We start from the raw sequence: 23,732 nt of genomic DNA on the forward strand, positions 1-23,732 counted from the left end.
GTGTCCGAGGGGTTCGGCGCTCTCTAGTGCGGGGCGGCGATCACGATCGCGGCGACGAACAGACCGACCGCAATGGACGTTGCCACGAACGCCAGCAGGATTGTCCCTGCCTTGAATGAGTTCGAGGAGTTGCCCCTGTCGAGCTGGTAGATGCGCGCCTGGAGAAGTTCGGTGTCAAGGTCGGGTGACGCGCCAGATTCGGCATCGTCGAGGAGAGCGGCGAGCCCTTGGTGTTCCGGTTCGGGTTGCCCACTTTTTTGACGGGGATAGCTGCGTTCGAACGTGGCATACCGAAGCGGTACTGCTGCGAGGACTGCCGCGACGACCGACACTGCCACGGCGATCAGTGCGATTACCAACACAGTTCTGACCGGTCCATCCGCGGTGTCCGCAGTGAATCCAAGCTGGGTTCGCAACGCGAAGTAGAGCGTCGCGATCGCAAGATTCGCGGTTATCAAGGAGAACGCGCGCGTCTCCAGGGACGTCTTGTGGGTGCCGACGGCAGTGAGTTCCGCTTCGACGATCATGGCCACCCGTGCGACCTCGCGAGCACGCTTCGCACGCTCGGCTGACTTAGCCACGGTCGGAGTCCTTCGTGGAAGTCTGGCGGTGACGCTCCCGGAACTTCTTCACGATGCGCTCCGTTGCGGTCTTGCGACGAAGATTGCCATCCTCGGCCGGGTCGGGCTCGCCTCGTCGTCGTTTTCGCGGACGAGGAGACTGCTCCTGCTTCGCCATCCGTTACCTCCGTTCCCGGCTGAGTGTAGCGACGATCGACCGTCCGCGCTCGGATCCGCATGACGAGCAGAACCACGCGAGACGGCGCTGTGCGCTAAAGAGCGTTCCAGACGTCGCCAAACCACTTGAGGCATGCTCATCAGTAGACATGGCTGTAGCCTTCCCTGATGGGGCGGCCAGCTACCCCCAAGACGAGGGGTTTTCGCGTTGAGGAGGTCAGAGGCGGACACAGCAGTCTTCGAACCCGGTTAGATAGAGAATCAATGGCTGAAGTCAACCGAAAACCGTCACCGCGCATCGACGACGACGTCCTGCGAATACTGAGCGACGCTCGCACGCTTGGCGACGCAATCCTCATCGGAAGGCGATACCAGCCCGTAAAGTTCGTAACCGCTGGCAGCCGCGGTGTGGTCTGGCAGGTGAAAGACGACTACGGCATTCTCTATGCCGCAAAGTTCACGAGAGCGGACGACTACACCGATCGCACGATCGACGCAGAGTTTCAGTTGCGAGCAGACCTTCGACCACCGCTGTTTACCCGTGCAACGGACTACGGGACGTGGACAACCCCGCTCCTCGACATCGAATTCCACGTGATGGTTGAGGAATGGGTGAAGGATTCCGAGACGCTCGACAGTTTTCTCAGTCGGCCCGAGCAGGTGTCGGTGCGGACGATCCTCGACTTCGTTGAGCAGATGGCGCTCGCTTTCGAAATGCTCGAGAACAAGGACCTCGCCCACGACGACCTCCACGCGAACAACATTCTCATCCGCCCGAGCGGTCCCGGCGATGCCGCTTATTCACGCAACGAGGACACCTACCAAGCTGTAATCGTTGACACTGGAAGCCTGAAACCGGTAAGCAAGACTGTCAAACACTGGGACGACGTACGTTACCTCGCACGCCACCTTGCCGTGATGCACAACATCGTCCACCAGCAACGTGACCTCACAATGGCGGACCGTCGGTTCCTCATCGAAATGCGGGAACTGCTCAAGCTCATGACCGACGACGACGCCAGCCGAGCGCTTCGGGGCGACGCGATCACAACACGGTTCCAGCAGGCGTACACCCGGGCCCAACGCGGGGGAACCGCCGACTCGAAGATGGGGCAACCGTTCGAGTTCATCAGCGCAGAACAGATCGGCAACGACGAACTCCTCCTGCAGTTGTTCGCCCGAACTGCATGGGTCGAAAGTGTTGTCAGCCCCGACCCGATGTTGATCACTGGGCCGCGGGGATGCGGAAAGAGCACGGTTCTCAGATGGATGAGCCTCCGGGCGCACGCGTCGCGGATTGACATGCCTGTTCCATTCGACCAGATCCCCGTCAGTGGAATCTACGTGTCCTGCACATCAGACTTTCAGAACCGGTTCTCCGAGTTCCGCGACGAAGCGTCGGTTGAGGCGCATCGCACCGAGATCGTCCACTACTTCAACCTCATCCATCTCCGGGAGCTGCTAGCAACGCTTATCGCGATCGCCGAACGGCCCGACCGCGAATCGGTTTTCGGGCTCGGGTTCGCCCAGGAAGGATCGATCGCCGATTTCGTGCGGAAATACGTTCCGCCAACCAACCACGCATACTTGTCCAACCATCCGCTGAACCGCGCCATTGACTCGGTCGATGGGGAGATATTCCGATCCCAGATGCGATTGCATGTCGGCGAACCGTCGGACAATCCCACCTCGTTGGCGTTCCTTGCCGATCTGACCGAGTTCCTAACTCGCACCATGCCGGTCTTTGAACAGCACCGTATCGCGTTCCTGCTCGACGACTTCAGCACCCACCGAATGTCAGAGGATGTGCAACGCGTGCTCCTCCCAATCATTTGGGAGCGTCGATCAAGCCACCTATTCAAGGTGAGCAGCGAAAAATATGGCATCGTCGACGACTACCAGGACGGCGAGCTCACGATCGACTTGGCGCGGGAACGTCTAGAGATCGATTGCGGGAAGGAGTTCCTCGATGAGCGGAACCGGGCGGCGAATGTCCGGTTCGCGACCGAACTGCTTGAAAACCGATTGCGAACGGCCGGATGGAGAGGGACGGCCGATCAGCTGATCGGGAAATCGATGGACCTGCGTCAGCTTGCCCGCACCCTACGCAAACCGGGCAGACCCGCTGCCGCCTATTACGGTATGGAAACCATCGCGAGTCTCTGTTCGGGGGACGTGTCGACACTCCTTCTCGTGTTCCGGAAGGTTCTCGCCGGCAGCGACGCGAATTCGACCAACATGGTTCCCCATCCCACCCAGGACCGCTCGATCACAGATGTGAGTCGCGCAATGCTCCGGGTCGTGATCCACCATCGCCCGCGAGGCAAAGACATGGCCCACATGGCGAATGCGTTCGGCAATTTTGTTAGCCGCATATTGCGTGCCGCACCGACCGGCCATTCCGACATCCCGGTGCAGATCCCGCGTATTGAAGTCGACGACGACGGGCAGGCGACTGCCATCCTCACGGAAAAGCAGCACGCGTTCGCCAGAGAGCTTCTCAGGAGGGCCGTTTTCATCGAACTGGACATTGGACGAAGCCGCCACGACCGGGTTTCCACCCTCCGATGGGACTTCCGCAGGATATATCTTCCAGCCTTCCGCGCTGGCCTCGGGAAAACCGAAGCTCTCAAACTGCGGCCTCTCCAGTTCCAGCAGCTCTTCGAAGAGCCGAAGACGTTTCTTGACGACCGTCTCGCTGCACGAATCCCGAATAACGAAGACGGCGACGCCACTCTCTTCGACGAGGTGGAGTTTCCATATGCAGATCACTGAAGTCACCGCCGCAGAGGTCATCGCGGAACTTCCACAACTTCAAGACGCCGAATGGACCACAACGTCCAGGATCGACATTCTGCTGTGCGCGAGCGGTTTTGAAGAGCGCTCGATCGCTGTACCTGAATGGCTTGTGGCGAACGCCGCGCGCATCCCCCACACGCTGGTGTTCTCCCACGCTACAAACGAGAACGACAACGCCGCACTCCGGCCCCGCCTGACCGAAGCCACCGCCGCCTTAGGCGGGCAGACGCACTGGCTTGAACCGGAGATTCATTCAGCGGAGGCTGCGGCCGCACTCCGGGCCGCTCTAACCGAGTTCAGCGACACCGGCCAAGTCCGAGTCGCAATCGACATCAGCGGCGCCAGCGGCCGCATGATCCTCCGGATGCTTCACGCTGTTTTTACCGCAGCGGAATCTCGGTCCATCCATCTCACCGTCTTCTACACCCAGGCAGAAACCTACGCGCCAACCCGAGAAGAAGCTGACGCGCGAATCAAACAGCAAGAGGATATCCAGGAAACCGGCACCGACGCCACACTCGGCCTGGACTTCGACGCAGGGGACGTGTTCTCCGTCATCGAGCGACCCGGGCAGCATACTGACCACGCACCGGATCGCGCGGTCGTAATCCTGGGCTTCAACGCCGACCGGATGCGCGCGTCACTCGACCGGATCGACACAGCGTTCAACATCGACACCCCGCACCGACGAGTCACCTACATTGCGGGTGTTCCGCCTCGCCCCGAAGACGCGTGGCGATTCAACGCGATGGTGAAAATCAACTCCACTATCGACGACCCGATCGACCCGAAAACAGCATCAACGCTCGACTACAAAGAGACTCTCAACCATCTTGAACGGATCTACGACGAGTCACGTGCGGCCTTCAAACTCACCGTCCTGCCTTTCGGTTCTAAAATGCAGACGATTGCCGTTGGGTTGTTCACCGAAACCCATCCCGACGTCCGTGTTCAGATGCTCGCGCCGTCTCACTACCGCGGACTCGAATACTCCACCGGTGTGCACAAGATTCACCAGCTCGAGCTCGGCGATGTCGACAAGCTCAACGGTCAGCTTCGGAGCATCGGCGCTCTCGTCCTCGCCGACGACGACACGCTGATTCCAAGAATGGCTGGGACCGACGTGTTGCGCCGGCCGCAACATCGGACGAACGACGGCGGGGAGTAGCGGATGTCGTTTTTCGCCGTACTAGACGGGGTGGAGCCCGATGATCGAACGGACTTCACCGTCACCCGACTGCATCTCAACCTGTGGTGCCTGGCCGCGATCGGCTTCCGTCGGCGTACGTTCGTCTTCGATGTGGGCGTCGAAGTCACGGCTGGCACGACGAAGGTAGACAAGCTCGTCGTTGCGTTGCCGTTCGACACCTACCGGGTGGAGAGCCTTTCCAAGAAGGTCCTCAACCTTACGACTGCCGCGGTCATCTTCGATACCGTCATCGACAGCATCAGTGAGAGCCAAAGCACGATCAGCTACGACGACCGGACGCTCCATGTCACTAGTGTGGCCACCAAGAAGGCGGAACGGGACGCGCAGTACTCGAAGCCAGGTCTGTTTACGTTGTTCCACCTGCCGCTGACTGAACCGATCGAGCCAGGCGAAACGTCGTATATTCGCGTCCGGTTTCCCATCGTAGGGACTGGCACGGCGTGGCAATGGACTCGCTCGCACCTGCGGAAGACTGCCGCCATCCTCGACTTCCGGATCTCCGATTTGCGCAGTTCGGAGCTGCTCGAAGGTGGATCCGAACTCATCCGACGAGTCAGACCGATTCAGTCGGTCGCCGCGTTCATCATGGCGCCTTCCTGGCTGCACGGACGCACGATCCATCCGGAACCGCGTTATATCCGTCTGCTCGAGGCACGCGTCTGGGCTCAATATCTCAACCGTGCACCTGAACGGTTGAGGCGATCCCGGCTGGTCGTCTATTACTGGAAGAACTCGGCAAAGAAACGCGTCGGTGATCCCGCTACTGATCCGACACCGGGCATCCCGGACGCGGCAAGCGCCGAAAGCACCGCCACGTCATCTGCGGCAGCGGCAACCGAAGCCAACACCAATGGCGAGGAGGCTGAACCACGTTCGCCGGAACGCCTCACCGACATCACCGTGCAAAACCCGATGCGAATCTACAGTGACCTCACCATCGACCAACGGCCGTCACGCGCAATCACAGCATTGATGAGTGCGGTCATCACCGCTGCCGTGTTCGCCCTTCTGTTCGACGTGCCCGATCGGCAATGGGTGAACGACTTCCTCACGTGGGTCGCGGACACTGCAAACACGTGGGCGGGAGCAATTACGGTCGTCGGTATCGTCGCGGTCCTTGGGGCGGTCTCACCGTTCGTGCCACCTCTGAGATGGTTGTGGTCCACGCTTCGACGCGGGCTTGTCCGCGCTGAGCAGTGGTTCTTCCAGGTGCTTCCCTGGCTTGGCTCAAGAGATTAGCCAGTTCGCGGAGAGTTGCGGATACTGTAGAGCGCGTTACGGGCGAACAAACACATCCTCGTCACGGCCTTCGCCGTATCGGTTCGGTTCGGTAGCGATGAGGCGGAATCCCGCGCGGCACAGAAGCGGGACAAGGTGTGCGCGCACCGTGGTCGCCCCGGTGATGTAAGTTTCCACGGCACCGTAGTTCTGTCCCGCGTCAAGCATCTCTATTAGCAGCTGGCTGCCCACGCCGCGCTTGCGGGCGTTGGGTGCGACGAACAAGGTCGAGATTTTGAAGCGCCCTGATGGTTTCATCACGCCAAGGCTGACACCCGCCAACTCGCCATCGACGCGGGCAATGCGGGCCACAGCCCGTCCCGTATTCACGTCGCGGGCACGACGGACAAGCCACTCGTCACCACCGGGGTAAAGCACGGGAAGAAAATCGAGAAGATCGCGAACTTCCTCGTAGCGAACATGTGTTTGTGGGACGGTTGCAGAAAGTGTGCTGGTCATGGTGCCTCGCTTCTGTCGGAACAGTCAAGCTGTCGTCATAGACACTGATGCGGCGGAAAGTTCGGACTTCGGTCACATGATGTTATCGGGTCTGGGCCCCGTATGGTACGCGCCGGCTGAGACATTTCGTCGTTAATATCCGTTTCCGATGGCAATCATCTTCTTTGCGATCTCTGTTGACAGGCGTGCCACGTTTTGTGGCGGATTGAATCCGAACATCGCTCGCATCATTGTCAACGGAATAGGTGTTGCCCACGTGACCGGATCTTCAACGTCTATTGCATGAAGCGTGGTCCGATCGCCGGCGTAGGAATCAAGTTCGGCGCGGCTGAGTAATGTGCGGTCTCCCCTGGAAGACCAGAGCGCGTCAGCCGTCATGCGTTGTACAGAACGCACGCGGACGTGCCCGACAACGGCGCGCTCCGGTGTCGACGAGTAGATCAGCATGATCGACCACGGTGCGGGAAGGAATCGGCGTCGAACCTCGGTCGTCTTCACCCCGGTGAGTAGACCTGCGGCGTAGCGTGGTTTGACCGATAGAAGCATCGTGCCGTCCAGTAGCGGACCCGTCTCACGTTTCAATCTTCTGCCGCCGCTGCTTCGAACACCACATTGAGCGCTCGGTCTCGTCTCCGCTTCCACTGTGCGCTAACGGTTGCAGGCGGCTCATAGTAGGTGACCAGTTCATCACCGAGAAGGATGCCTCCCGCGGCGACCATGAAGCTTGCTTGCGACACCAGAACTTTCGGTAGCGTGAAGCCTCCGTGGATCTCTGGGATGAACATTTGGACGCCGACTGACTCTCCGTGCGCTGCGGACGAGAGCTGTGAGTAACGCTGCCGTCCGCCGTTGCCCGGAGCGGCGTCCTCGATGAGTGTCGATGCCATTGAGGTTGCCGACGGGGCAGTAGCCGATTCGGCGCCAGCACTCCGCGCCATCGCCTCCAACCCTGCGATGTACCATTCCACGTCCAACTTCTTGCCGTCGCGTGTGGCGAACTCGGTGAGGCGAGCGAAACGGAATTCCGACTTCGTCAGCGCAACGTACCGCGACAGCAGGTCAGTGGGTTCGACGCTTCCGAGCAGGGAATATGCTCGCCCGAACGCTTCCAACGCTGCCCGTGCGAGGGTCCAGTTCGAAACCGTTGTCTGGCCGCCGAGGACATTCATGCCATACGCGCGTACGTGGTCGGCGCCGGCACGGGTTGCCGTGAACATCGCCGACTGCGCATCAGCCAAATGTGAGGTGCCTGTTGATGTTTCCATGTTGGCCGGCGAGCTCAGCGCCAACTGCGCTTTGGAGCCAGTTCCCGGCCTGGCTAACGACAGGTCACCGGTCAACCGTTCAAGCGCCGATGCGACAACCAGGACGCAACGACGGACTGTGTCCAACTCTGCGCTGCCGGCCGGAACCGAAAGCCACGACAGATCAAACGACGTTGCACTCATCTGAACCATTTTGGTGGCTTTTCATGGTCCGCGGAACGATTAGGTCACCACCAACCGGTTCCCTGCGAGTCGTCTTCGCGAATCGTTTTCGGCGTTTGAACGTATTGTTCGTCCGTGCCGTATGCGATGCGTTCGTCTTGTGGGCAGTCGGGGCAGCCATTGTTGTGTCTCCGTTGGTGAAGCGTCGATTGCCGGATGTGGCCCGCGCGAGCGCACCTGTACCAGTAGCGCGAGATGGCGTTCATCTGAATGCGCGCGATCGTGTTGCGGTCTTCGCAGAACTCGCTCGTAATGAGTGGGTACTTCTCGAGTAGCCCGTTGACCGATTCGGTCTTGATGACTCCACGGCACAGTCCGCATTCTTGACGGGACCGGTTGGCGGCGTCGCGTCTAGTGATGTGACCGCGCTCGCAGCGCCAGTTGTGGTCGACGTCCGTGCCGATAGCGTCATCGAAGCTGACCCCGCCGTTCAGATCTGGGTCCCACTGCGATCTGAGCTCTGGATACTTCGGGGCGATTGGCTCGCCGCGGCTGGCGCTAAGCGAGCACGACTTGCACCCGTGCCCCCTTCGACGGACGCTGATTTGCGATTGGACGGGCTTGTGCCCTGCCGCGCATTGAAACCAGATCTTCTCATTAGTGCGCAAGGTTAGCTGGAAAGGAGTCTTGTCATTCAGTGTGGGATGCCATTCCGCAGTCATAGCAGGATCAAGGTCGCCAACCGTGTTGAATCCGGCCAGCGGTTCCCGATGGTCGCAATACGGGCAAGGTGCGTCCCTTTCGCATTGACCCTTGATCTGATTCTTGTAGGAGTGACCAAGCGGACAGATCCACCAGAGGCTCCCTCGAGATCGAGCACTGACCTGCGTTGGAAGGAGGGGCGCGTTGCGTTCGAAGTCGAACATGAGCGCCCGTGCCGGGTGCGTCATCGTAATGTCGGTCTCGCCGGGATAAGCCCACCAACCGGAGCAGTAGGGGCAGATACTCGACTTGCGTTCTCCCACTTGTAGGACCGTCGTTATGTCGATACGGTGCCCGGCGGGGCACACGCCTGGACGTCGAGACTCCGCTCTCGCTGCCACGAAGGTTGCAGTGTGCCCCGCGCTTCGATGGGTCAAGAGCGACCGCCAATTGGCCGCAGTGATGTCGGAAGTCCCGGAAGCCTCCAAGTATCGCCGAAACGGCTCCAACGGCCCGACCGCGGGGCGGAGTTTGTGCGCAACATGTTCGGGAATCCGGAAGTCATGATCCCAGTGAGGCTTGTAACGGGTTGTCTCTTCGACCGCCTTTTCGATGAGCCATTCTCTGAGGTTGAGGGCCGTGAAGCGAAGATAGTGCCACACCCTCACCGCGAGCCCGTCGTCGCTGAATCCGATTCCGATCAGTTGAGCACGCAAGAATTCGAGTGCTTGAGCGTAGGTGAGCTGCGGATCAAAGAAGCTCAACATGAAATCCTCCGCCGCTAACAACGTCCACAGCCGGATTGTCGCTGGAAAAGGCTGGTGAGGGAGTCTCTGATGCTCCGCTTCATCCTGCAAGGTCGGGTCGATTACGTGGAGCAGTTCCCAGAGTGTATTCGCGTCCACGACGCCGCGTTCACGTAGCTTCTGGAACCCGATCTCTGCTTCGATGAACTCATCGCTGACTTCGAACTGCATGTCCGGTGCCACTCCGGAACCGACCCATGTTCGGTGCGCGACGCAGACCACGTATTCAAGGTGGGGCCGTAGACCAACGGGTTTCACCCCGGCGCACTGTTTGCACATCCATTGGTCGCCGGTGCCGACTCGGCAGGTTAGACAGGTCGTCCCGTCCCGGTGGCTGATTTCAGGACCATCATGGCCGACAAGCTCCTCGAGCGGCACCTGCCCTTTCGCTGCGATTACTTCCGCCCAGACCTGGTTCTTGTTCTTTTCGGGTCGAAGTCTCCGCGCAGCATCCCAGAGTCTCGTGCGATGGCTGGCGCTCTCACGGTTGGCGCCGAGAAGTCGTTCGGAGAAGGAGCCAATGGATTCCAGATGGCGCGGGAACACCCGGATAGCGTATGGACGGCAGACCTTGTCCCACGTCTCAAAGCCGGTGAGTGGTCGTCCACCCTTGTAGAGCCGTTTGACGGAGCTATCAGGCTGCGGCATCGGCCAGGTCCTTCGTTTGTTGACCTGACTTTCGTCTTCTCGAATTGCTGGCTTGGGCGATTACGGCTGCATCCGCAAGAAGCTCAGCCTCACGTGACGCAATGTCCGTCGCTGCGGAAGCGATCAGTTCGCCGGTGAGTCGCTCATTCTGCGGATCGTCCGCCCAGATGAGGTCGACGGTGATACGGGTCAGGAGTTTTCGCAGCGCACCGATACTGCCGTTGGTTCGTTTCATCAGCAGCGACCGGAATTGGAGGATCGAGTTGCGCTCCTGCGCCAGCAACGGGAGCTCGCGTTCGAAGCCGAGGAGGAGCTGCTGCCATTGCCTCTCTTGGTCCTGGTCGACCAGATTGAACGGTTCGATGGCGTGCTCGGTGAATCGGCTACGTAGTTGCCGGCCACGTGGGGTGTCGGTGAGGACTTTGCTTTTGGTCACTTCGATGCCCGAGATGACAAACGTAGCTTCAACTTCGTTGTGAAGGTTCTTGATGTAGTCGACGGTGTGACCGTTGCCGGTGTTGTTCGATGCGATGTTATGGAACTCGTCGATGCAGACCATGTGGGTTCCGGAGTCCTGCATGAGCCCGATGACACGGTCGATGATGTCGACGGTGGTTTCGTTACGCAGTGGAGTGGCACCGAAGAACGCCAGAAGAGATTTCGCGAGCGCCTTGCCGGAAGTGTCGGGTTTGGCGAGGACGTAAACGACCGGGACGTGGCCGCGATACTCCGGTAGGGGGAACTCGGCTTGGAATCGCCCGTAGAGCCATTCCATGAGAGCAGTGACGAGGGTCGTCTTTCCGAGGTGAGGTTCGGCGTTGACGATGAGGCCCTCACGGTTGGGTGCGTTGACGTTTGCTCGGAGCATGCTCTCGAACAACTTTTGGGCCCGGTCGGTGTTCTGGGTCGGGAGGCGAATCCCTCCCGAGACGTAACCGGCACGCGACGAGTTGTATGAGCGACGTTCGGTGGTGTCGAGGCGAACATATTCGTCGACCCCGAGAATCTCGGGTCGCTGCCAGGCGCGTTCGAGGACTGCTGCGAGCCCTTCCCAGGTGGTCATCCGCGGCTGTTTGCTGGTGCGAAAGAGTTCGCTGCTCATTTCCAGTTCCCTCCCTGGTACGGCTCGAGTTCGTCATCGACCTCGTCGAGGTCGTCGAGGTTGATCTGTGGTCTCCAGTCGCGTTCAAGTTCGAGCGTTCCTGGTTCGGGCAGGGGTGTCCCGCCGATGGCGGCCATCTTCTTGGCAGCCTTTTGTTGGCCGCGGATCTTATTGATGGTCACTGTCGCGTTCTCAGCGCCTTCGAGAATCTCGAGAGTGGTGAGACGTCGCTGCAGCGGAGTGAACTTGCTAGGGTATGCAGCGCGAATTCGGTTGGCTTCGTTCCACAACTTGGTCTGGTGCGGCTGATCAACGGAGGCGCGGTGTCGCCAAGGAACTTCGAGCCATTCGTTGTGTGGCGTGAGGACCCAGATTGCTCGGGGGTCATACGGGTTGGCGCGGAACTCCCAGCGATTGATGGGATTTCCTGAACCGTCCATTCGCGGGGCGACCGAACGGAGGGCCTGGAGCTCGACGGAGTCGTAGAACCGATTCTGGAACTGGATGCCCTGAGGCTGGATCATCCGGTGGTCCGCCGGCAACAGGGCGATGTAGTCGATGGTGTCCATCGGTACGGGTTGGGAAGGTGCTAAGGTCCATGTCGCCATATACATCTGGTTTGGGGTCATGGTCACGGACGGGCGGTATGGGTCGAAGAGGCCGTCGTGTGGCGAGTTCTGGTAGACGCGGGTGACCCACTCACCGAAGAGCTGGTCGAGCACGGCAAGGTCCAGTAGAGGTTCATCGTCCACGTCGCCGCGATGGCCTGGCGATCCGCCAGTGAAAGTCTTGAGGTGTTCGACGAACCCTTTGGCAGTGTTGAACGCTCGTTCGATGTGGTTCTTGTCTGTCGGCGTACCCGGAGCGGCGTAAAGAAGGTCGATTCCGTAGAGGTCGCAAGCTGCCTCGAACACGGTGCCGTGGTAATCGGTGCCCCAGTCGATGGTGATACTTCGTGGGCGGATGAACGGGAGTGTGTCGTCGAGGCTGTCGCGGTCATCCACATCAACGAGGTCAACCCACGGGAACCGCATCAGCACGTTCCGCCACGCTTTGTCGGAGTTCGGGCGCAGTCGACGCGGTGTGAGCGCCTGTGCGACCAGGAATGCGTGGTCAACGGCCTTTGCGGCGATGATCCGGAAGCTCCATGCGATGATGCTTCTGGTGCAAACGTCGATCATCATCGTGAGGATCGGTCGCCCGACATTACCGTCTTCGTCATAGACGAAGGCATCGAGGGTAGTCGAATCGATTTCGACGTACTGTCCCGGGAAGTACTTTCGAGTGTCACCGAATGAGCGCTTTGGTACGGCATCGAGCGACTTGCGGCTGTCCGCTGTGCCGGTAAGTCGTTTCCCGGTCGCGAGATAATTGAACCAGCGGTAAAGGGTTGCCTCGGACGGGATGGCCGTTCCCGGATGGTCGTCGAGAACTTCTTTGATTGCTTCGGCTATGTGGCCGAGCTTGGTCTTCGTCGACTTGCGTGCCGCGCCGTTCACCCGTTTCCGTAGGGCGTGGATGATACGTTCATCGGCTCCGTCGATCGGTGTTTCAGTGCGTAACTCTCGACCGTCGATGAGCGCAGTGACCCCACCCGCCGCGAACTTCTTCCGCTTCCTCAACACGGTGGATTTTGATGCAGGAACGCCAAGGGCGACGAGCTCATCAACCTTGTCTTTGATGCGCTCGTTGAGCGTTCGTTTCGGATCATAGGTCGGATTGAACGCAGAGTCGGCGGTCTTGTAGCCGGTGTCTAGCTCACGGAGGTGTTCAGCCCACAGCTTGGCATTGTCACTTTCACCTGCGTCGATGATGTCGAGCTGGCGGGGGTTCGCGGCGAATCGTGTGACAGGCTCCTTGAGCCGGCGGGGGATTTCCCACGCAGCGATGATGCGGTAATCGTCGGTGAGTGCGTTTCGGAGCCGATACAGCCCGCCTTGGATTTCGACGACGTAGTAGTCGCCGTCTGTCAGTGCCAGAAGCTCATTTATGTCGAAGGTGCGATCCATGATTAGTTGCTCCGAAGGATGGTGTAGTCCCCCAACGGGACGGTCAGGTCTGCGGTCAGATCTCCAACCCAGATCATGTGGTAGATCCGGCAAGTGGTGAGTGCCGTGGGTACGTCTTTGTCGACCTCGACGGCTTCACAGAAGGGCAACCGGTCGAACGCGCGCGCTAGCGCGTCGCGTTCGTTCTCAGGCGGTGCATACATTGGGTGGCGGTACATGGACAGGAGTTCCACGTTGCGCAGCACGATCGGATCGACCGTGCGAAACATCTCGTACGACCACCCGATGCGATGGCAGGCGTCCTGGGTGCGACGGAACTGGTTGAGCGTTGCTTCGTTGTCCAGCCCTGTGAAGTGCACATCGATGAGCGAGCGCCTGCCGTCCCCGTAGACGACGAAGTAGTCGGGGTAGTGGTGGGTGCCGTCGGTGTATTGGAGTAGGCAGGGTTGAGCGGTTACTGCGATGACGTCTGCGGTGAAGTCGAGGAACATCAGCGCCCACCGTTCCAGCATCGAGTCGTGCCAGATTGACTGTTCGATTTGGGAGACCCAGTACTTCCCGTTCCGGTGCTTCTGGCCCCTGTATGGCTTCTGCACGCGTGAACGCAGCGCCAGGTGAAGGGGCTCAGCGACAAGCGCCGGGCCGACAGGGGAACGGCGGATCTTGTTGGATTGGTCTTGCCAAAGCAGCAGATCGGTCGCGGATTTGATGGGTTTGATGGCTTTGGAGCTGAGTCCATTACGTCCGGGCATGCTTCTTCCTTTGTGATGGCATGTTCGAGTTCTCTATCTGGAGGAGTTGGCGGCGGCTGGGCGCTGCTTCGATTCGACGCAATAGCGCAAGAGTCGCTTTCGGGAGGGACACCCGAACGGAAGAGGCATGGAGACTTCTATCATCCCAATGGCGATTTGTATATACACCCATCGGATCGCGGGACTGAAATATCAATTTGCTTTGTCGCATTTGCTCGATTATGACCCGGGCGTCTCTGAGCTTCGACGTAGTTGGTGCCGGGATCGCAACACGGGAATTCGGCAGAACGGAATAGCAAGGTACTCATCCGACGTAGCTATCGGCAGGCAAGAATCCCGCGTTAGCCGACGCCAGATGAAACATCCGGGAGCCAATACAGTCGCCCCGGGCGAACGCAGCGCTATCGCTGGGCTCTCAAGGATCATGTCTCGGCGATGAGACCCATTCAGGAATGAGCTCCAGGCAGCGCCTCGAGTTGTCGGCTCCTAACACACATTGTGGGAGCCGATTTCAGGAAATGCGGCGGCCGCTGCGTCGCGTCCGCGCTTACCTGCAGTGACGTTGAAGTTCCTCGCGGCGAGAATGAACCGTGACCTACTCGGAAGACAATCCCCTTCTCGCTGAACTTTCGCCCGAACAGATAGAGATGCTTGACATTATCTGGCGGCCGATCGTCGAGGCGCGGCTGACCGAGCGCGAGCCTGAATGGCCGATCTGGGACCTTGTCGCAGGCTCTCTATCGGATTTCCCCGAAGCTTCAATCCGCCGAGAGAACGTACAGCAGCCTGCCGCGACTCTCCGCTGCCGCATGGACGGGCAAGGATTACGGTCTCGTCTGGGTAAGCGAAGTCACAATGTCCAGGGTAGAGCAGTGTGTCTTCGACTCGACCGGCGAACCGTGTTTTCGTCCCGGTCGACTGCAGACGCTCTTCCTTGATCGTTTTGATGATGGCGTCGATGAGACGAGAGTCAATGCCCTCGATTGGTTTTCGCTGTCTGGTCGTTCGTCCGTCGATGAGGCCGGCTTTGCCGTACTTTCCATAGCGTTCGATCCATCGTTCGAAGGTCCGGAAGGTGATTGGCTCCTTGTCGGAGGCTTTCGTTTGGTTGAGCTCCTCGGCCTTGCGTTGGATCTTGACGTTGAGGAACTGATCGGCACCCTATTCCGGCCGTGGGGTGCCGCCGCGGAGCGGTCGCCCGGTTGTCACCTCGAGGATGTGTGCTTCGCGTTCGAGTAGTGCCGGGTCGATGGCGTTCCGCTGGTGGTATGCGAGTTCGGCTGCACGTGTCGTGGAGCGGGGGACTGGTTCGTCGACGAGCGCGGCGAGTTCGGCCAGTTCAATGACGCGCGTTTCGGCGGTCGTCTCGTTGCGGAAGCGGTGTGCGCGCGGGCCGACTTCCACGAGTGCGTACATTTCGCCCCCCGAGGGAATAGGTCTTGCCCAGTTTTAGGCGGTTCATGGTCGGTTCCTTTCGAGGAGGGTGGAGTGGGTGAGCGGGCTACTGCCGTCGAAGAGAACTTCGCGTCGCCACATGAGGCGGTACAGGTGGTGGATGCGGGGGGTGTGCTCCCGAACGTTCAGAGAAGCGCTGCGGCTGCTTCAGCAGGGTGAGGATCTGCTGGCGTTCTTAGGCGGTGGGTAGGTACTGGGGGCACCGGTAGCTGGCGATCCATTCGAGGATGTGCCGTTGTGTTCTCGTCAGCTCGGTCAGCACTTCGTAGCCCCAACCGATGCGGTCGCACGCGGCGCGGGTGAGGTCGAACTTCTCGGCGACGGCACCCTGATCCGGTCGGAGGCTTTCAAGTCGTAGACGACGCGGCTGCCGTCGCCGTGCACGGCGAAGAAGTCTGGGGTGTGCTTGCTGCCGTCGTCGAAGCGGAGCTGGAATAGTTGAGAGCTGACGACTTCGAGGGCGTACTGATGGTCGAGGTTCATCAGTGCGGTCATTTCCTGCAGCGATTCGTACCAGTGGTGCTTGCGCGATCTCTCCCCCCCCCCCCCGAAAGTGATCCAGCGAGGCCAAAACTCCCTTCGGAGCGGTCCGCCCGTCTACAGCCCCGAACCTTTTCGCCATCGAGATATACGGCGCCACCGGCGCATTGCGGAGATCGCGAGGAGGTCGTCGTCAATCCCGCCGCCTTCGTGTCCGCTGTACCGCCACTTGTTGATTACCTTCTCTCCCGCGTATGCATTGAAGGCGGCGTAGACCGTCGACGGCGGGCAGACCTGGTCCATAAGTCCCACGCTGAACACGGCGGGCGCTGCGGCCCTTCGCGCGAACTGCACGCCGTCGAAGTAGCTCAGGGTGCGCAAAGTCGATTCCTCGCGATCGCGATAGACGGCGAGGTAGTCGGCCAATTCGCGATACGGATACGCGTCCGTGATCCGTATCGCGCGCGGTATATCACACAGGAACGGTACTCGAATGATAGCTCCGGATACGAGACCGGACAGCGCGGCGGCTGCCAGTGCGATCCCGCCCCCCTGGCTCGTTCCGAGCACGAAGACCTGATCGGTGTCGACGGAGGGGAGGTCGCGAAGGGACTCGATCGCGCGCACGGCGTCGGTGAACACTCGTCTGTAGTAGTAATCGTGGGGATCGGCGATGCCCTTCGTGAGCATTCCGGGCATATGAGCGTCTCCGCCGACTGGATCGGCTGTCGCACTACGCCATCCGGACCAGGACTGACCCCGCGTGTCCATCTCGAGGTGAGCGAATCCCGCACTGGCCCAGAGTAGATTCTGCTCCGACGTCCCTCGCCCGCGACCATAGCCGTCGTACTCGACCACGACCGGAAGCGGCCCACGTGCCCCCGCCGGGATGCGTAGCCAAGCAGCAATCGGCTGTCCCCCTGCTCCGTTGAATCGGACATCGAAAACGTCAACGGTTGTTAGCGCGGTCGCAGCGGGCGACCACTCGACGCCGAGCGGATGGATGCGCGCCTCCGCGAGCGTTCTCGTCCAGAAGTCGTCGAAGTCGGTGGGCTCTTGAAGCGTGGAGGTGTACGTGGCGAGTTCGGGCTCCGGCAGGTCTGCATGCATCAGCGGGCTTCCCCGAGCAGAGTGAGGAGGTGCCGACGTGGGATCAGGCCGAATGCCGCGACGTCCTGCCAGAAGGTCGGAGGTGGTGGTGCGAGAGCGAGTTCAGCGTCGAGCTGCACTTCCTCCGCGCTAGCGGCGCCGAGAGCGATCGCGTGGACGATCGGACTTCCTTGGGCGAATGCGATGGCTGCGGCCGGAAGCGTCGTGTTGTGGCGGTCGCAGAGATCAGCGAGACCGTGCGCGACAGCCAATAGGGAGGGGTCGGCTTGGCCGTACTCGAAGCGGGCGTCATCGTGCGGGCGCGGGGAAGCGAGAATGCCGCTGTTGAAGACTCCGACGTTGAGGACCGGCACACCCGCAGCGGTGCAGAGGGGGAACAGGACTCGATCGGCTTCCTGATCGAGGAGTGTGTAACGGCCGGCGGGCATGACGACGTCGAGTGTGCCTTCCTGCACTAGTCGAGCGAGCGCTTCGAGATCGCGAGTGCCTGCGCCGATCTTTCCGACGATGCCGTCTGAGCGCAGACGAGCCAGCGCGGGAGCTGCCTCCTGCACCGCCTCATTGAGATGCTCGCTGGGGTCGTGCAGCAGCACGATGTCGACGGTGTCGAGCCGGAGCCGCTCGAGGCTGTCCATCAGGGTCCGCTCGACACCGGCCGCGGAGAAGTCCCACACGCGTCTATGCGTCGCCGGTACGTCGAAGCCGTCGTCGTCCCGGCCGACCGCACCAGCCTGTTGTTCGAGTCGCCGTCCGACTTTCGTGCTGACGATGAATTCCGACCGTGGCTTGCGGGCCAGGAATGCTCCGAGTCGACTCTCCGAGAGTCCGAGACCGTAGTGGGGAGCGGTGTCGAACCAGCGAACGCCCGCCGTCCATGCGGCCTCGAGGATCGCCTCGGCTTCGTCGTCGGTGATCGCGTGGTAGAGGTTCCCCAGCGGAGCGCAGCCGAGGCCGAACGGAGCGGAGGAGCTCATCGCGTGGGCCAGGCGAAGTCCCAGATGAGGGCTCCCGCGTACTGAACAGCGGCCGGCTCCGCTCCGACCGCGAGGTAGGGCGCAACCTGTCGCTGCCATGAGACGTTGACGGGGTGAGGGTCGAGCTCGCGCGCGAGACGCGACGGCTGAAGTGTCTCGACGCGGTGTGTCAGGACGTCGCCGTTGCGATAGATCTGCCAGGCCAGGACGCCCGCTTCGCGCATCACGTCAGCGAGTTCGGTGTGGATCGCGCGATGGAACTCCTGATACGCCTCAGCCATACCGGGCTTTAGCCGGGTGCGGAACTCTAATTTCTCGGCGCCGACGCCGTCTTCCTGGGCCACCACGATCCTCCATCGATTCCATTGCGTTTCCGAAAGACTAGCAAGAACCAGATCTATTCTCGGCAATGCTGCAATATCGCGTGAATTGCGTCCAGTTCTCAAGAATAGATTGCATCTATTCGTCTATGTGTCATACTTATTCCCAACGCGGATCCATCGACTCGAGGAGGCATCAGTGGCGAGCATCGCCAAGAACGCCGTGAACGCTGCTGACAACTCGGAAGAGCGCTACCGTCCGGGCTACGAGCTCGTCGCGGAGCGACTCCTGCAGTACATCGCGCAGGAGAACCTGAAGCCGGGGGATCGGCTGCCGACCGAGCAGGGCTTGGCCGAGATTCTCGATGCGACGCGCAATGTCACTCGTGAGGCCGTGAAGGTCCTGGCCGCGATCGGGCGCCTCAGTGTCCGAAAAGGCGCAGGCATCTTCGTCGCGACGGCGTCCGCCGGGTTCGGGGAGAGCGAGCTCGCACACTTTCAGCCGACCGACATGGAGCAGGTGCTGATGCTGCTCGACTACCGTCGCCTGATCGAGACAGAGACAGCTCGGCGCGCCGCGACGCTTGCCAACCCGGTTCAAGTGCGCGCGATCCGGGATGCGGCTGCCGAGTCGGCACGGGCGGGCGCAGACAACTCCGTCGACGCGTTCGCGCACGCCGATGCCGTCTTCCACGACGCGGTCGCGATCGCCGCCCAGAACGTCTTCCTGCAGGCGAGCGTCTCGAACGTGCGCCGCTACGCCTCCCAGAGCGACGTGCTGCTCTTCCACGGAGACGTCCCTGGTTCGCTCGAGGTCGCTGGACAGCAGCACATCGGCATCGCGGACGCCATCGCCAACGGCGACATGGACCTCGCGACCACCCTCATGACCGACCACATCGACACGACTCAGCACCAATTCGAGCGCAAGATCCGCGACAGGATCTTCACTCTCAACAATCGCGCATAAACCCCCTCGCCTTTCGGACCGTAAAGGAAATTCAATGTCGAACATTCCGCGATACCCCCATCCCATTTTCCGGGCTGGAGCCATTGCCGCCGCGGCGATCGTGAGCGTAACAGCGCTGCTCATCCCTACCGCCGCGAACGCAGCGCCCGCCCCCGCCACGAGCATCAAGCTCCCCGCCGTCTCGATCTACGTCGCCCCCACTGGCAGCGGGGTGCAACTCGGCACGAAGGCACACCCCTTCCGATCGCTCACCGCCGCCCAGACCGCGGCGCGCGCGGTCAACCTGCTCGGCCTCACCGACGTGGATGTGGTCCTGGCCGACGGCACGTACACCATCGACAAGACGTTCTCGCTGACGAGCAGCGACTCTGGCCGCAACGGGCACATCATCAGTTACGAGGCCGCACCTGGCGCGCATCCGGTGATCAGCGGTGGTCAACCCGTGAAAGGATGGGCCGTCTCCGACGCCGCGCGCGGCATCTACAAGACGCACATCGGCAATGTGGACACCCGCCAGCTCTATGTGAACGGCGAGCTCGAGACGCGTGCACGCGGTGGGGAGAACCCCGGCGGCTTCAGCAAGACTGCCACCGGCTACACGATCACCGACACCAGCCTCGACGCGTACAAGAACCAGAAGAACATTGAGGTTGTCAGCCGCTGGGGCTGGATGATGTACCGCTGCCCAGTTGACTCGATCGTCGGAACAACAATGACGATGCAGCAGCCGTGCTGGCACAACGCGAACCTGCACGAAGGGCAGGAGATCCAGAACCCAACCTGGATCGAGAACGCATACGAACTGCTCGACACTCCGGGTGAGTGGTTTCTCGACAAGGCCGCCGGCGACCTCTACTACATGCCGAAGCCGGGGCAGAACCTCGCGACGGCGACCGTCATCGTGCCCAAGGTGCAAGACCTGGTCGACGTGAACGGCACCATCGACAAGCCCGTCAGCAACGTCTCCTTCGCGGGGATCACGTTCTCGTACTCGACCTGGCTGGCGCCCAGTTCGTCTGACGGAATGGTCGAAGGACAGGGCGGCTTCCGCATCACCGGGAGCGACTACCCGACATTCGACTCCTCGCGCCTCTACTGGCAGAAGACGCCAGGCGCGGTGAACGTCAGCTACGGGCACAACGTGTCGTTCAGCGGCAACACTTTCACGCACCTCGGCGCCGTCGGCCTCAATCTCAACACCGGAACTCAGGGCACGAAAATCGTCGGCAACATCTTCACGGATGTCGCCGCCACCGGCATCCAGATCGGAGGTACCGATGTCATCGACCATCACCCGACCGACAAGCGATCGGTGACCAAGGACACGCTCGTCAGCAACAACGTGGTGACCAAGGTCGCGAACGTCTACAACGGCTCGCTCGGCATCCTCGCCGGATACACCGACCACACCACCATCGAGCACAACCGGGTCTACGACCTCCCGTACAGCGGTATCTCCGTTGGCTGGGGCTGGGGCCTCACCGATAAGGGCGGTGACACGAACTATCCGGGCAACTCCGGCGTGCCGATCTACGACACCCCGACGACCAGCACGAACACGATCGTCCGCGACAACTGGATCAGCGACATCATGAAGCACCAGGCGGACGGCGGCGCCATCTACACGCTGAGCGCCAGCCCGAACAGCGAGGTCTCCGGCAACCTGATCACCGACGTTCCGGAACCCGCATACGGTGCGATCTACCAGGACGAAGGCAGCCGGTACTGGCACACCACGCAGAACGCGTTCTGCAACGTCGCCTACCAGTGGTTGCTGCTCAACCACGGGATGGACATCGTCGCGGACCGCAATTACACGACGAAGCCGCAGTACAGCGCACAGTTCAACAGCATCGGTGACACCATCGCGAACAACACGACCGTGCCCGACTGCGCCAGCCTTCCCGCCAGCATCGTGAAGAAGGCAGGCCTGGAGCCGAAGTACCAGTACCTCGACCCGACCCCGGCCCCGACGGACACGACCGCACCGACCGCGCCTGGCGCGGCGTCGGCGACGACGAGCTTCCCGACGGTCACCGAGCTGAGCTGGCCCGCCGCCACCGACAATGTCGGCGTCACCGGATACTCGGTGTACGCCAACGGCAGCCTGGTCAGCGCCAGCAAGGACCCGCACGTGCGCGTTACCGGTCTGACTGCCGCGACGAAGTACACGTTCACGATCACGGCACGCGACGCAGCCGGGAACGAGTCGAAAGCCGGCCCCGCCCTCGCAGTCACCACCGCATCCGGCAGCGACCTGGCCCTGAACAAGCCGGTCACCGCGTCGTCCGACTCCGAGACGAACTACCCGAAGAACGCCGTCGACGGCGACCTCTCCACCCGCTGGGCGCAGGGCCTCGGCCTACCCGATCCGTCGTGGATCCAGGTCGACCTCGGCAAGCCATACGCGATCACCGGAGCGATCACCACGTTCGAGAAGGCGTCCGGCTACAAATACAAGCTCGAAGCATCCAACGACGAACTGACTTGGGTGACAGTCGAAGACCACACCGGCGCGAACACCACCGAGGCAGCCAACTACTCGGTTCCGTCTGCTCCGGTCACCGGTCGGTATGTCCGACTTACGATTACCGGAACCAGCGGAAACGGCGGCAGCATCTACGAGTTGGAGGTCTACGGTCAGCCGGTCGCCCCAGGCGGAGACACCCAGGCTCCTTCAACTCCCGCTGCGCCGACGGCCACTGTGCAGCTACCAAGTCTGCTTGATCTGTCTTGGCCGGCTGCCACCGACAACGTGGCGGTCTCAGGGTATGCGGTCTACGACGGGACGAACCGAGTCGCCCTCACCGCATCGACTTCAGTCCGGCTCGGCGGCCTGACCCCCGGATCGGCGCACAGCTACACGGTTGTCGCCCGCGACGCAGCCGGCAACGAGTCGGCTCCGAGCGCTGCAACCGCGGTCACCCTCCCGGCGGATACCGACCTCGCGTTGGGTAAGCCGGTCACCGTCTCGTCGTACTCCGAACCGAATACCCCCGGGCTCGCTGTCGACGGCGACCTGTCCACCCGGTGGGCGCAGGGCCTCGGCCTGCCCGACCCGTCGTGGATCCAGGTCGACCTCGGTTCGGTGAAGAGCATCAAGAGCGCGGTGACGACGTTCGAGCTGCCAAGCGGGTACGAGTACCTCCTCGAATACTCCGCCGACGGCACGAACTGGTCGACGTTCGACGATCACACCGCCAGCCGCACGACCGACCGAGCAAACTACTCGTTCCTCGCCCAGCCCGTGGATTCCCGCTATGTACGCCTCACCGTCACCAACTCCAATTGGAACGGCGGCAGCATCTACGAGCTCCAGGTCTACGGCGGCTTCTAAGCCGCAGCAGACCACCGATCCGAATCACCGAACGAAGAAAGCAGTCATGAAGATCACGCACGTCGAATCCATCCGGGTTCATGTCCCCGCCGCCAACCCCCCGTTCAAATGGCGGGATGGCCTGGCCGGGAGTGCCCCCGCGGGCGACGGTGCTGTGCTGCGGATCGGGACGGACGAAGGCGCGGAAGGTATCGCGTTCTTCGCCCGCCCCGGCGCCGCGGTGACGCTCGATGACCTGGTTGAGCGGGTGTTCCGGCCGGAACTTGTCGGCCAGGACCCTCTGCAGCGGGAGTGGCTGTGGCATCGGATCTGGGAGTTGGACCGCATCCACGAGTTGCCGCTGCCGACGCTTGGTCTGGTCGACACCGCGCTGTGGGATCTGGCGGGCCGGATGCAGGGTCTGCCGACGTGGAAGGTGCTCGGCGGCTACCGAACGAGCCTGCCCGCGTACGCATCCACATCCACTTTTGCCAGCGTCGAAGAATTCCTCGACGTGGCCGACCAGTGTCTCGCCCTCGGCTACCAGGGCATCAAACTGCATGCCTGGGGGGATGCGCGTCGAGACGCGAAACTGGCCATCGCGCTCCGCGATCACGTCGGCGACGATGTCCCGCTGATGTACGACGGCTCGGCAGGGTTCGATCTGCCTGACGCGATCCACGTCGGGCGTGCGCTCGCCGACGCAGGCTACCTCTGGTACGAGGAACCGATGCGCGAGTTCAGCATCACCGCGTACGCCGGTCTCGCAAAGGCGGTCGACGTGCCCCTGCTTGTGGCAGAAACGTCCGACGGCGCGCACATGAACTCCGCCGACTTCATCGCCGCGGGCGCCGCCACCTTCGGGGTGCGGGCGAGCACGAACCTCCGCGGAGGCATCACCGGAGCCATGCGCACCGCCCACCTTGCAGACGCCTTCCGGCTCCGAGCGGAGGTCCACGGCTCGGACCTCCCGACCCACCATCTGTGCATGGCGATTCCCAACACGACCTACTACGAATCTCTCGTCACGGCGACAACGGTCGTCCGCGAGAAGTACGTCGATGAGAACGGCCTTCTCCACGCACCCACCGAGCCCGGCATCGCACTACCCGCCGGTCTCGACTACCCGGCGGCCCTCCACCCGTTCATCGGAACAGCCGCCTGAGTCCGCACCGCAA

General features: G+C 61.5%; 19 protein-coding genes. 7 read left to right on the forward strand and 12 right to left on the reverse strand.

What is annotated here, in order from left to right:
• Positions 1 to 23: 23 nt before the first annotated feature.
• The gene (locus ASE16_RS02035; protein ID WP_055890030.1) at positions 24 to 581 is read right to left on the reverse strand and encodes a hypothetical protein; all 558 of its coding nucleotides are present in this window, start codon (positions 579 to 581) and stop codon (positions 24 to 26) included.
• A 420-nt stretch (positions 582 to 1,001) separates the two neighbouring features.
• Here ASE16_RS02035 and ASE16_RS02040 point away from each other — a divergent pair, with 420 nt between their 5' ends.
• The 3 genes from ASE16_RS02040 to ASE16_RS02050 are packed head-to-tail and all read left to right on the forward strand — an operon-like array spanning position 1,002 to position 5,985.
• Positions 1,002 to 3,512, forward strand: coding sequence for a protein kinase (locus tag ASE16_RS02040; RefSeq protein ID WP_055890032.1), 2,511 nt, complete (start codon positions 1,002 to 1,004; stop codon positions 3,510 to 3,512).
• A complete protein-coding gene (locus tag ASE16_RS02045) occupies positions 3,499 to 4,704 on the forward strand; it encodes a hypothetical protein (RefSeq protein ID WP_055890034.1) in 1,206 nt (401 codons plus the stop codon). Before ASE16_RS02040 ends, ASE16_RS02045 begins: the two co-directional genes overlap by 14 nt.
• Positions 4,705 to 4,707: 3 nt before the next feature.
• On the forward strand, positions 4,708 to 5,985 hold the full coding sequence (locus tag ASE16_RS02050) for a hypothetical protein (protein WP_055890036.1): 1,278 nt from the start codon (positions 4,708 to 4,710) through the stop codon (positions 5,983 to 5,985).
• Between the two features lie 36 nt (positions 5,986 to 6,021).
• Here ASE16_RS02050 and ASE16_RS02055 read toward each other — a convergent pair whose 3' ends face one another.
• The 7 genes from ASE16_RS02055 to ASE16_RS02075 all read right to left on the reverse strand — a co-directional run bounded on the left by ASE16_RS02055 (position 6,022) and on the right by ASE16_RS02075 (position 13,929).
• A complete protein-coding gene (locus ASE16_RS02055; RefSeq protein WP_082581141.1) occupies positions 6,022 to 6,483 on the reverse strand; it encodes a GNAT family N-acetyltransferase in 462 nt (153 codons plus the stop codon).
• 132 nt (positions 6,484 to 6,615) lie between these two features.
• Positions 6,616 to 6,981 (reverse strand): hypothetical protein, encoded by a 366-nt coding sequence (locus tag ASE16_RS19560; RefSeq protein ID WP_157479985.1) that lies wholly within the window; start codon positions 6,979 to 6,981, stop codon positions 6,616 to 6,618.
• An 80-nt stretch (positions 6,982 to 7,061) separates the two neighbouring features.
• Entirely contained in the window at positions 7,062 to 7,931 is an 870-nt protein-coding gene (locus ASE16_RS02060; RefSeq protein WP_157479987.1) for a hypothetical protein, read from the reverse strand.
• Positions 7,932 to 7,975: 44 nt separating this feature from the next.
• Entirely contained in the window at positions 7,976 to 10,066 is a 2,091-nt protein-coding gene (locus ASE16_RS19230) for a zinc-ribbon domain-containing protein (RefSeq protein WP_082581142.1), read from the reverse strand.
• A complete protein-coding gene (locus ASE16_RS02065; RefSeq protein ID WP_055890042.1) occupies positions 10,053 to 11,168 on the reverse strand; it encodes a TniB family NTP-binding protein in 1,116 nt (371 codons plus the stop codon). Before ASE16_RS02065 ends, ASE16_RS19230 begins: the two co-directional genes overlap by 14 nt.
• Positions 11,165 to 13,177, reverse strand: a complete 2,013-nt coding sequence (locus ASE16_RS02070; RefSeq protein WP_055890044.1) for a Mu transposase C-terminal domain-containing protein — start codon at positions 13,175 to 13,177, stop codon at positions 11,165 to 11,167. The genes ASE16_RS02065 and ASE16_RS02070 overlap by 4 nt, the downstream gene beginning before the upstream one ends.
• 2 nt (positions 13,178 to 13,179) lie before the next feature.
• A complete protein-coding gene (locus tag ASE16_RS02075) occupies positions 13,180 to 13,929 on the reverse strand; it encodes a TnsA-like heteromeric transposase endonuclease subunit (protein ID WP_055890047.1) in 750 nt (249 codons plus the stop codon).
• A gap of 855 nt (positions 13,930 to 14,784) precedes the next feature.
• Here ASE16_RS02075 and ASE16_RS19565 point away from each other — a divergent pair.
• Positions 14,785 to 15,168 (forward strand): hypothetical protein, encoded by a 384-nt coding sequence (locus ASE16_RS19565; protein ID WP_162255952.1) that lies wholly within the window; start codon positions 14,785 to 14,787, stop codon positions 15,166 to 15,168.
• A 471-nt stretch (positions 15,169 to 15,639) separates the two neighbouring features.
• On the opposite strand, the gene ASE16_RS02085 is transcribed toward ASE16_RS19565, so the two are convergent.
• The 4 genes from ASE16_RS02085 to ASE16_RS02100 all read right to left on the reverse strand — a co-directional run bounded on the left by ASE16_RS02085 (position 15,640) and on the right by ASE16_RS02100 (position 18,292).
• Complete coding sequence (locus ASE16_RS02085) at positions 15,640 to 15,879, reverse strand: hypothetical protein (RefSeq protein ID WP_055890051.1); 240 nt, start codon at positions 15,877 to 15,879, stop codon at positions 15,640 to 15,642.
• Between the two features lie 102 nt (positions 15,880 to 15,981).
• On the reverse strand, positions 15,982 to 16,974 hold the full coding sequence (locus tag ASE16_RS02090) for an acetylxylan esterase (RefSeq protein ID WP_055890054.1): 993 nt from the start codon (positions 16,972 to 16,974) through the stop codon (positions 15,982 to 15,984).
• A complete protein-coding gene (locus tag ASE16_RS02095; RefSeq protein WP_055890056.1) occupies positions 16,974 to 17,948 on the reverse strand; it encodes an aldo/keto reductase in 975 nt (324 codons plus the stop codon). Before ASE16_RS02095 ends, ASE16_RS02090 begins: the two co-directional genes overlap by 1 nt.
• Entirely contained in the window at positions 17,945 to 18,292 is a 348-nt protein-coding gene (locus tag ASE16_RS02100; protein ID WP_157479991.1) for an L-rhamnose mutarotase, read from the reverse strand. Before ASE16_RS02100 ends, ASE16_RS02095 begins: the two co-directional genes overlap by 4 nt.
• A 175-nt stretch (positions 18,293 to 18,467) precedes the next feature.
• Between ASE16_RS02100 and ASE16_RS02105 the strand changes: the two genes are divergently transcribed.
• From ASE16_RS02105 to ASE16_RS02115, 3 genes are all read left to right on the forward strand, one after another.
• Positions 18,468 to 19,238 carry a FadR/GntR family transcriptional regulator gene (locus tag ASE16_RS02105; protein WP_055890060.1) on the forward strand — a complete coding sequence of 257 codons (771 nt, stop codon included), beginning with the start codon at positions 18,468 to 18,470 and terminating at the stop codon, positions 19,236 to 19,238.
• A 100-nt stretch (positions 19,239 to 19,338) separates the two neighbouring features.
• On the forward strand, positions 19,339 to 22,575 hold the full coding sequence (locus tag ASE16_RS02110; RefSeq protein ID WP_200949531.1) for a discoidin domain-containing protein: 3,237 nt from the start codon (positions 19,339 to 19,341) through the stop codon (positions 22,573 to 22,575).
• A gap of 46 nt (positions 22,576 to 22,621) precedes the next feature.
• Positions 22,622 to 23,719, forward strand: coding sequence for an enolase C-terminal domain-like protein (locus ASE16_RS02115; protein ID WP_055890065.1), 1,098 nt, complete (start codon positions 22,622 to 22,624; stop codon positions 23,717 to 23,719).
• Positions 23,720 to 23,732: the final 13 nt, after the last annotated feature.

It is taken from the genome of Leifsonia sp. Root227, from assembly GCF_001428745.1.
Classification (GTDB): Bacteria; Actinomycetota; Actinomycetes; order Actinomycetales; family Microbacteriaceae; genus Leifsonia.

Coding starts and splice junctions, on each gene's coding strand:
- ASE16_RS19565 (WP_162255952.1), top strand. CDS start 14,785: ATGTCCAGGGTAGAGCAGTGTGTCTTCGACTCGACCGGCGAACCGTGT.
- ASE16_RS02075 (WP_055890047.1), bottom strand. CDS start 13,929: ATGCCCGGACGTAATGGACTCAGCTCCAAAGCCATCAAACCCATCAAA.
- ASE16_RS02060 (WP_157479987.1), bottom strand. CDS start 7,931: ATGAGTGCAACGTCGTTTGATCTGTCGTGGCTTTCGGTTCCGGCCGGC.
- ASE16_RS02095 (WP_055890056.1), bottom strand. CDS start 17,948: ATGAGCTCCTCCGCTCCGTTCGGCCTCGGCTGCGCTCCGCTGGGGAAC.
- ASE16_RS02090 (WP_055890054.1), bottom strand. CDS start 16,974: ATGCATGCAGACCTGCCGGAGCCCGAACTCGCCACGTACACCTCCACG.
- ASE16_RS02040 (WP_055890032.1), top strand. CDS start 1,002: ATGGCTGAAGTCAACCGAAAACCGTCACCGCGCATCGACGACGACGTC.
- ASE16_RS02085 (WP_055890051.1), bottom strand. CDS start 15,879: ATGACCGCACTGATGAACCTCGACCATCAGTACGCCCTCGAAGTCGTC.
- ASE16_RS02055 (WP_082581141.1), bottom strand. CDS start 6,483: ATGACCAGCACACTTTCTGCAACCGTCCCACAAACACATGTTCGCTAC.
- ASE16_RS02045 (WP_055890034.1), top strand. CDS start 3,499: ATGCAGATCACTGAAGTCACCGCCGCAGAGGTCATCGCGGAACTTCCA.
- ASE16_RS02070 (WP_055890044.1), bottom strand. CDS start 13,177: ATGGATCGCACCTTCGACATAAATGAGCTTCTGGCACTGACAGACGGC.
- ASE16_RS02065 (WP_055890042.1), bottom strand. CDS start 11,168: ATGAGCAGCGAACTCTTTCGCACCAGCAAACAGCCGCGGATGACCACC.
- ASE16_RS02050 (WP_055890036.1), top strand. CDS start 4,708: ATGTCGTTTTTCGCCGTACTAGACGGGGTGGAGCCCGATGATCGAACG.
- ASE16_RS19230 (WP_082581142.1), bottom strand. CDS start 10,066: ATGCCGCAGCCTGATAGCTCCGTCAAACGGCTCTACAAGGGTGGACGA.
- ASE16_RS02115 (WP_055890065.1), top strand. CDS start 22,622: ATGAAGATCACGCACGTCGAATCCATCCGGGTTCATGTCCCCGCCGCC.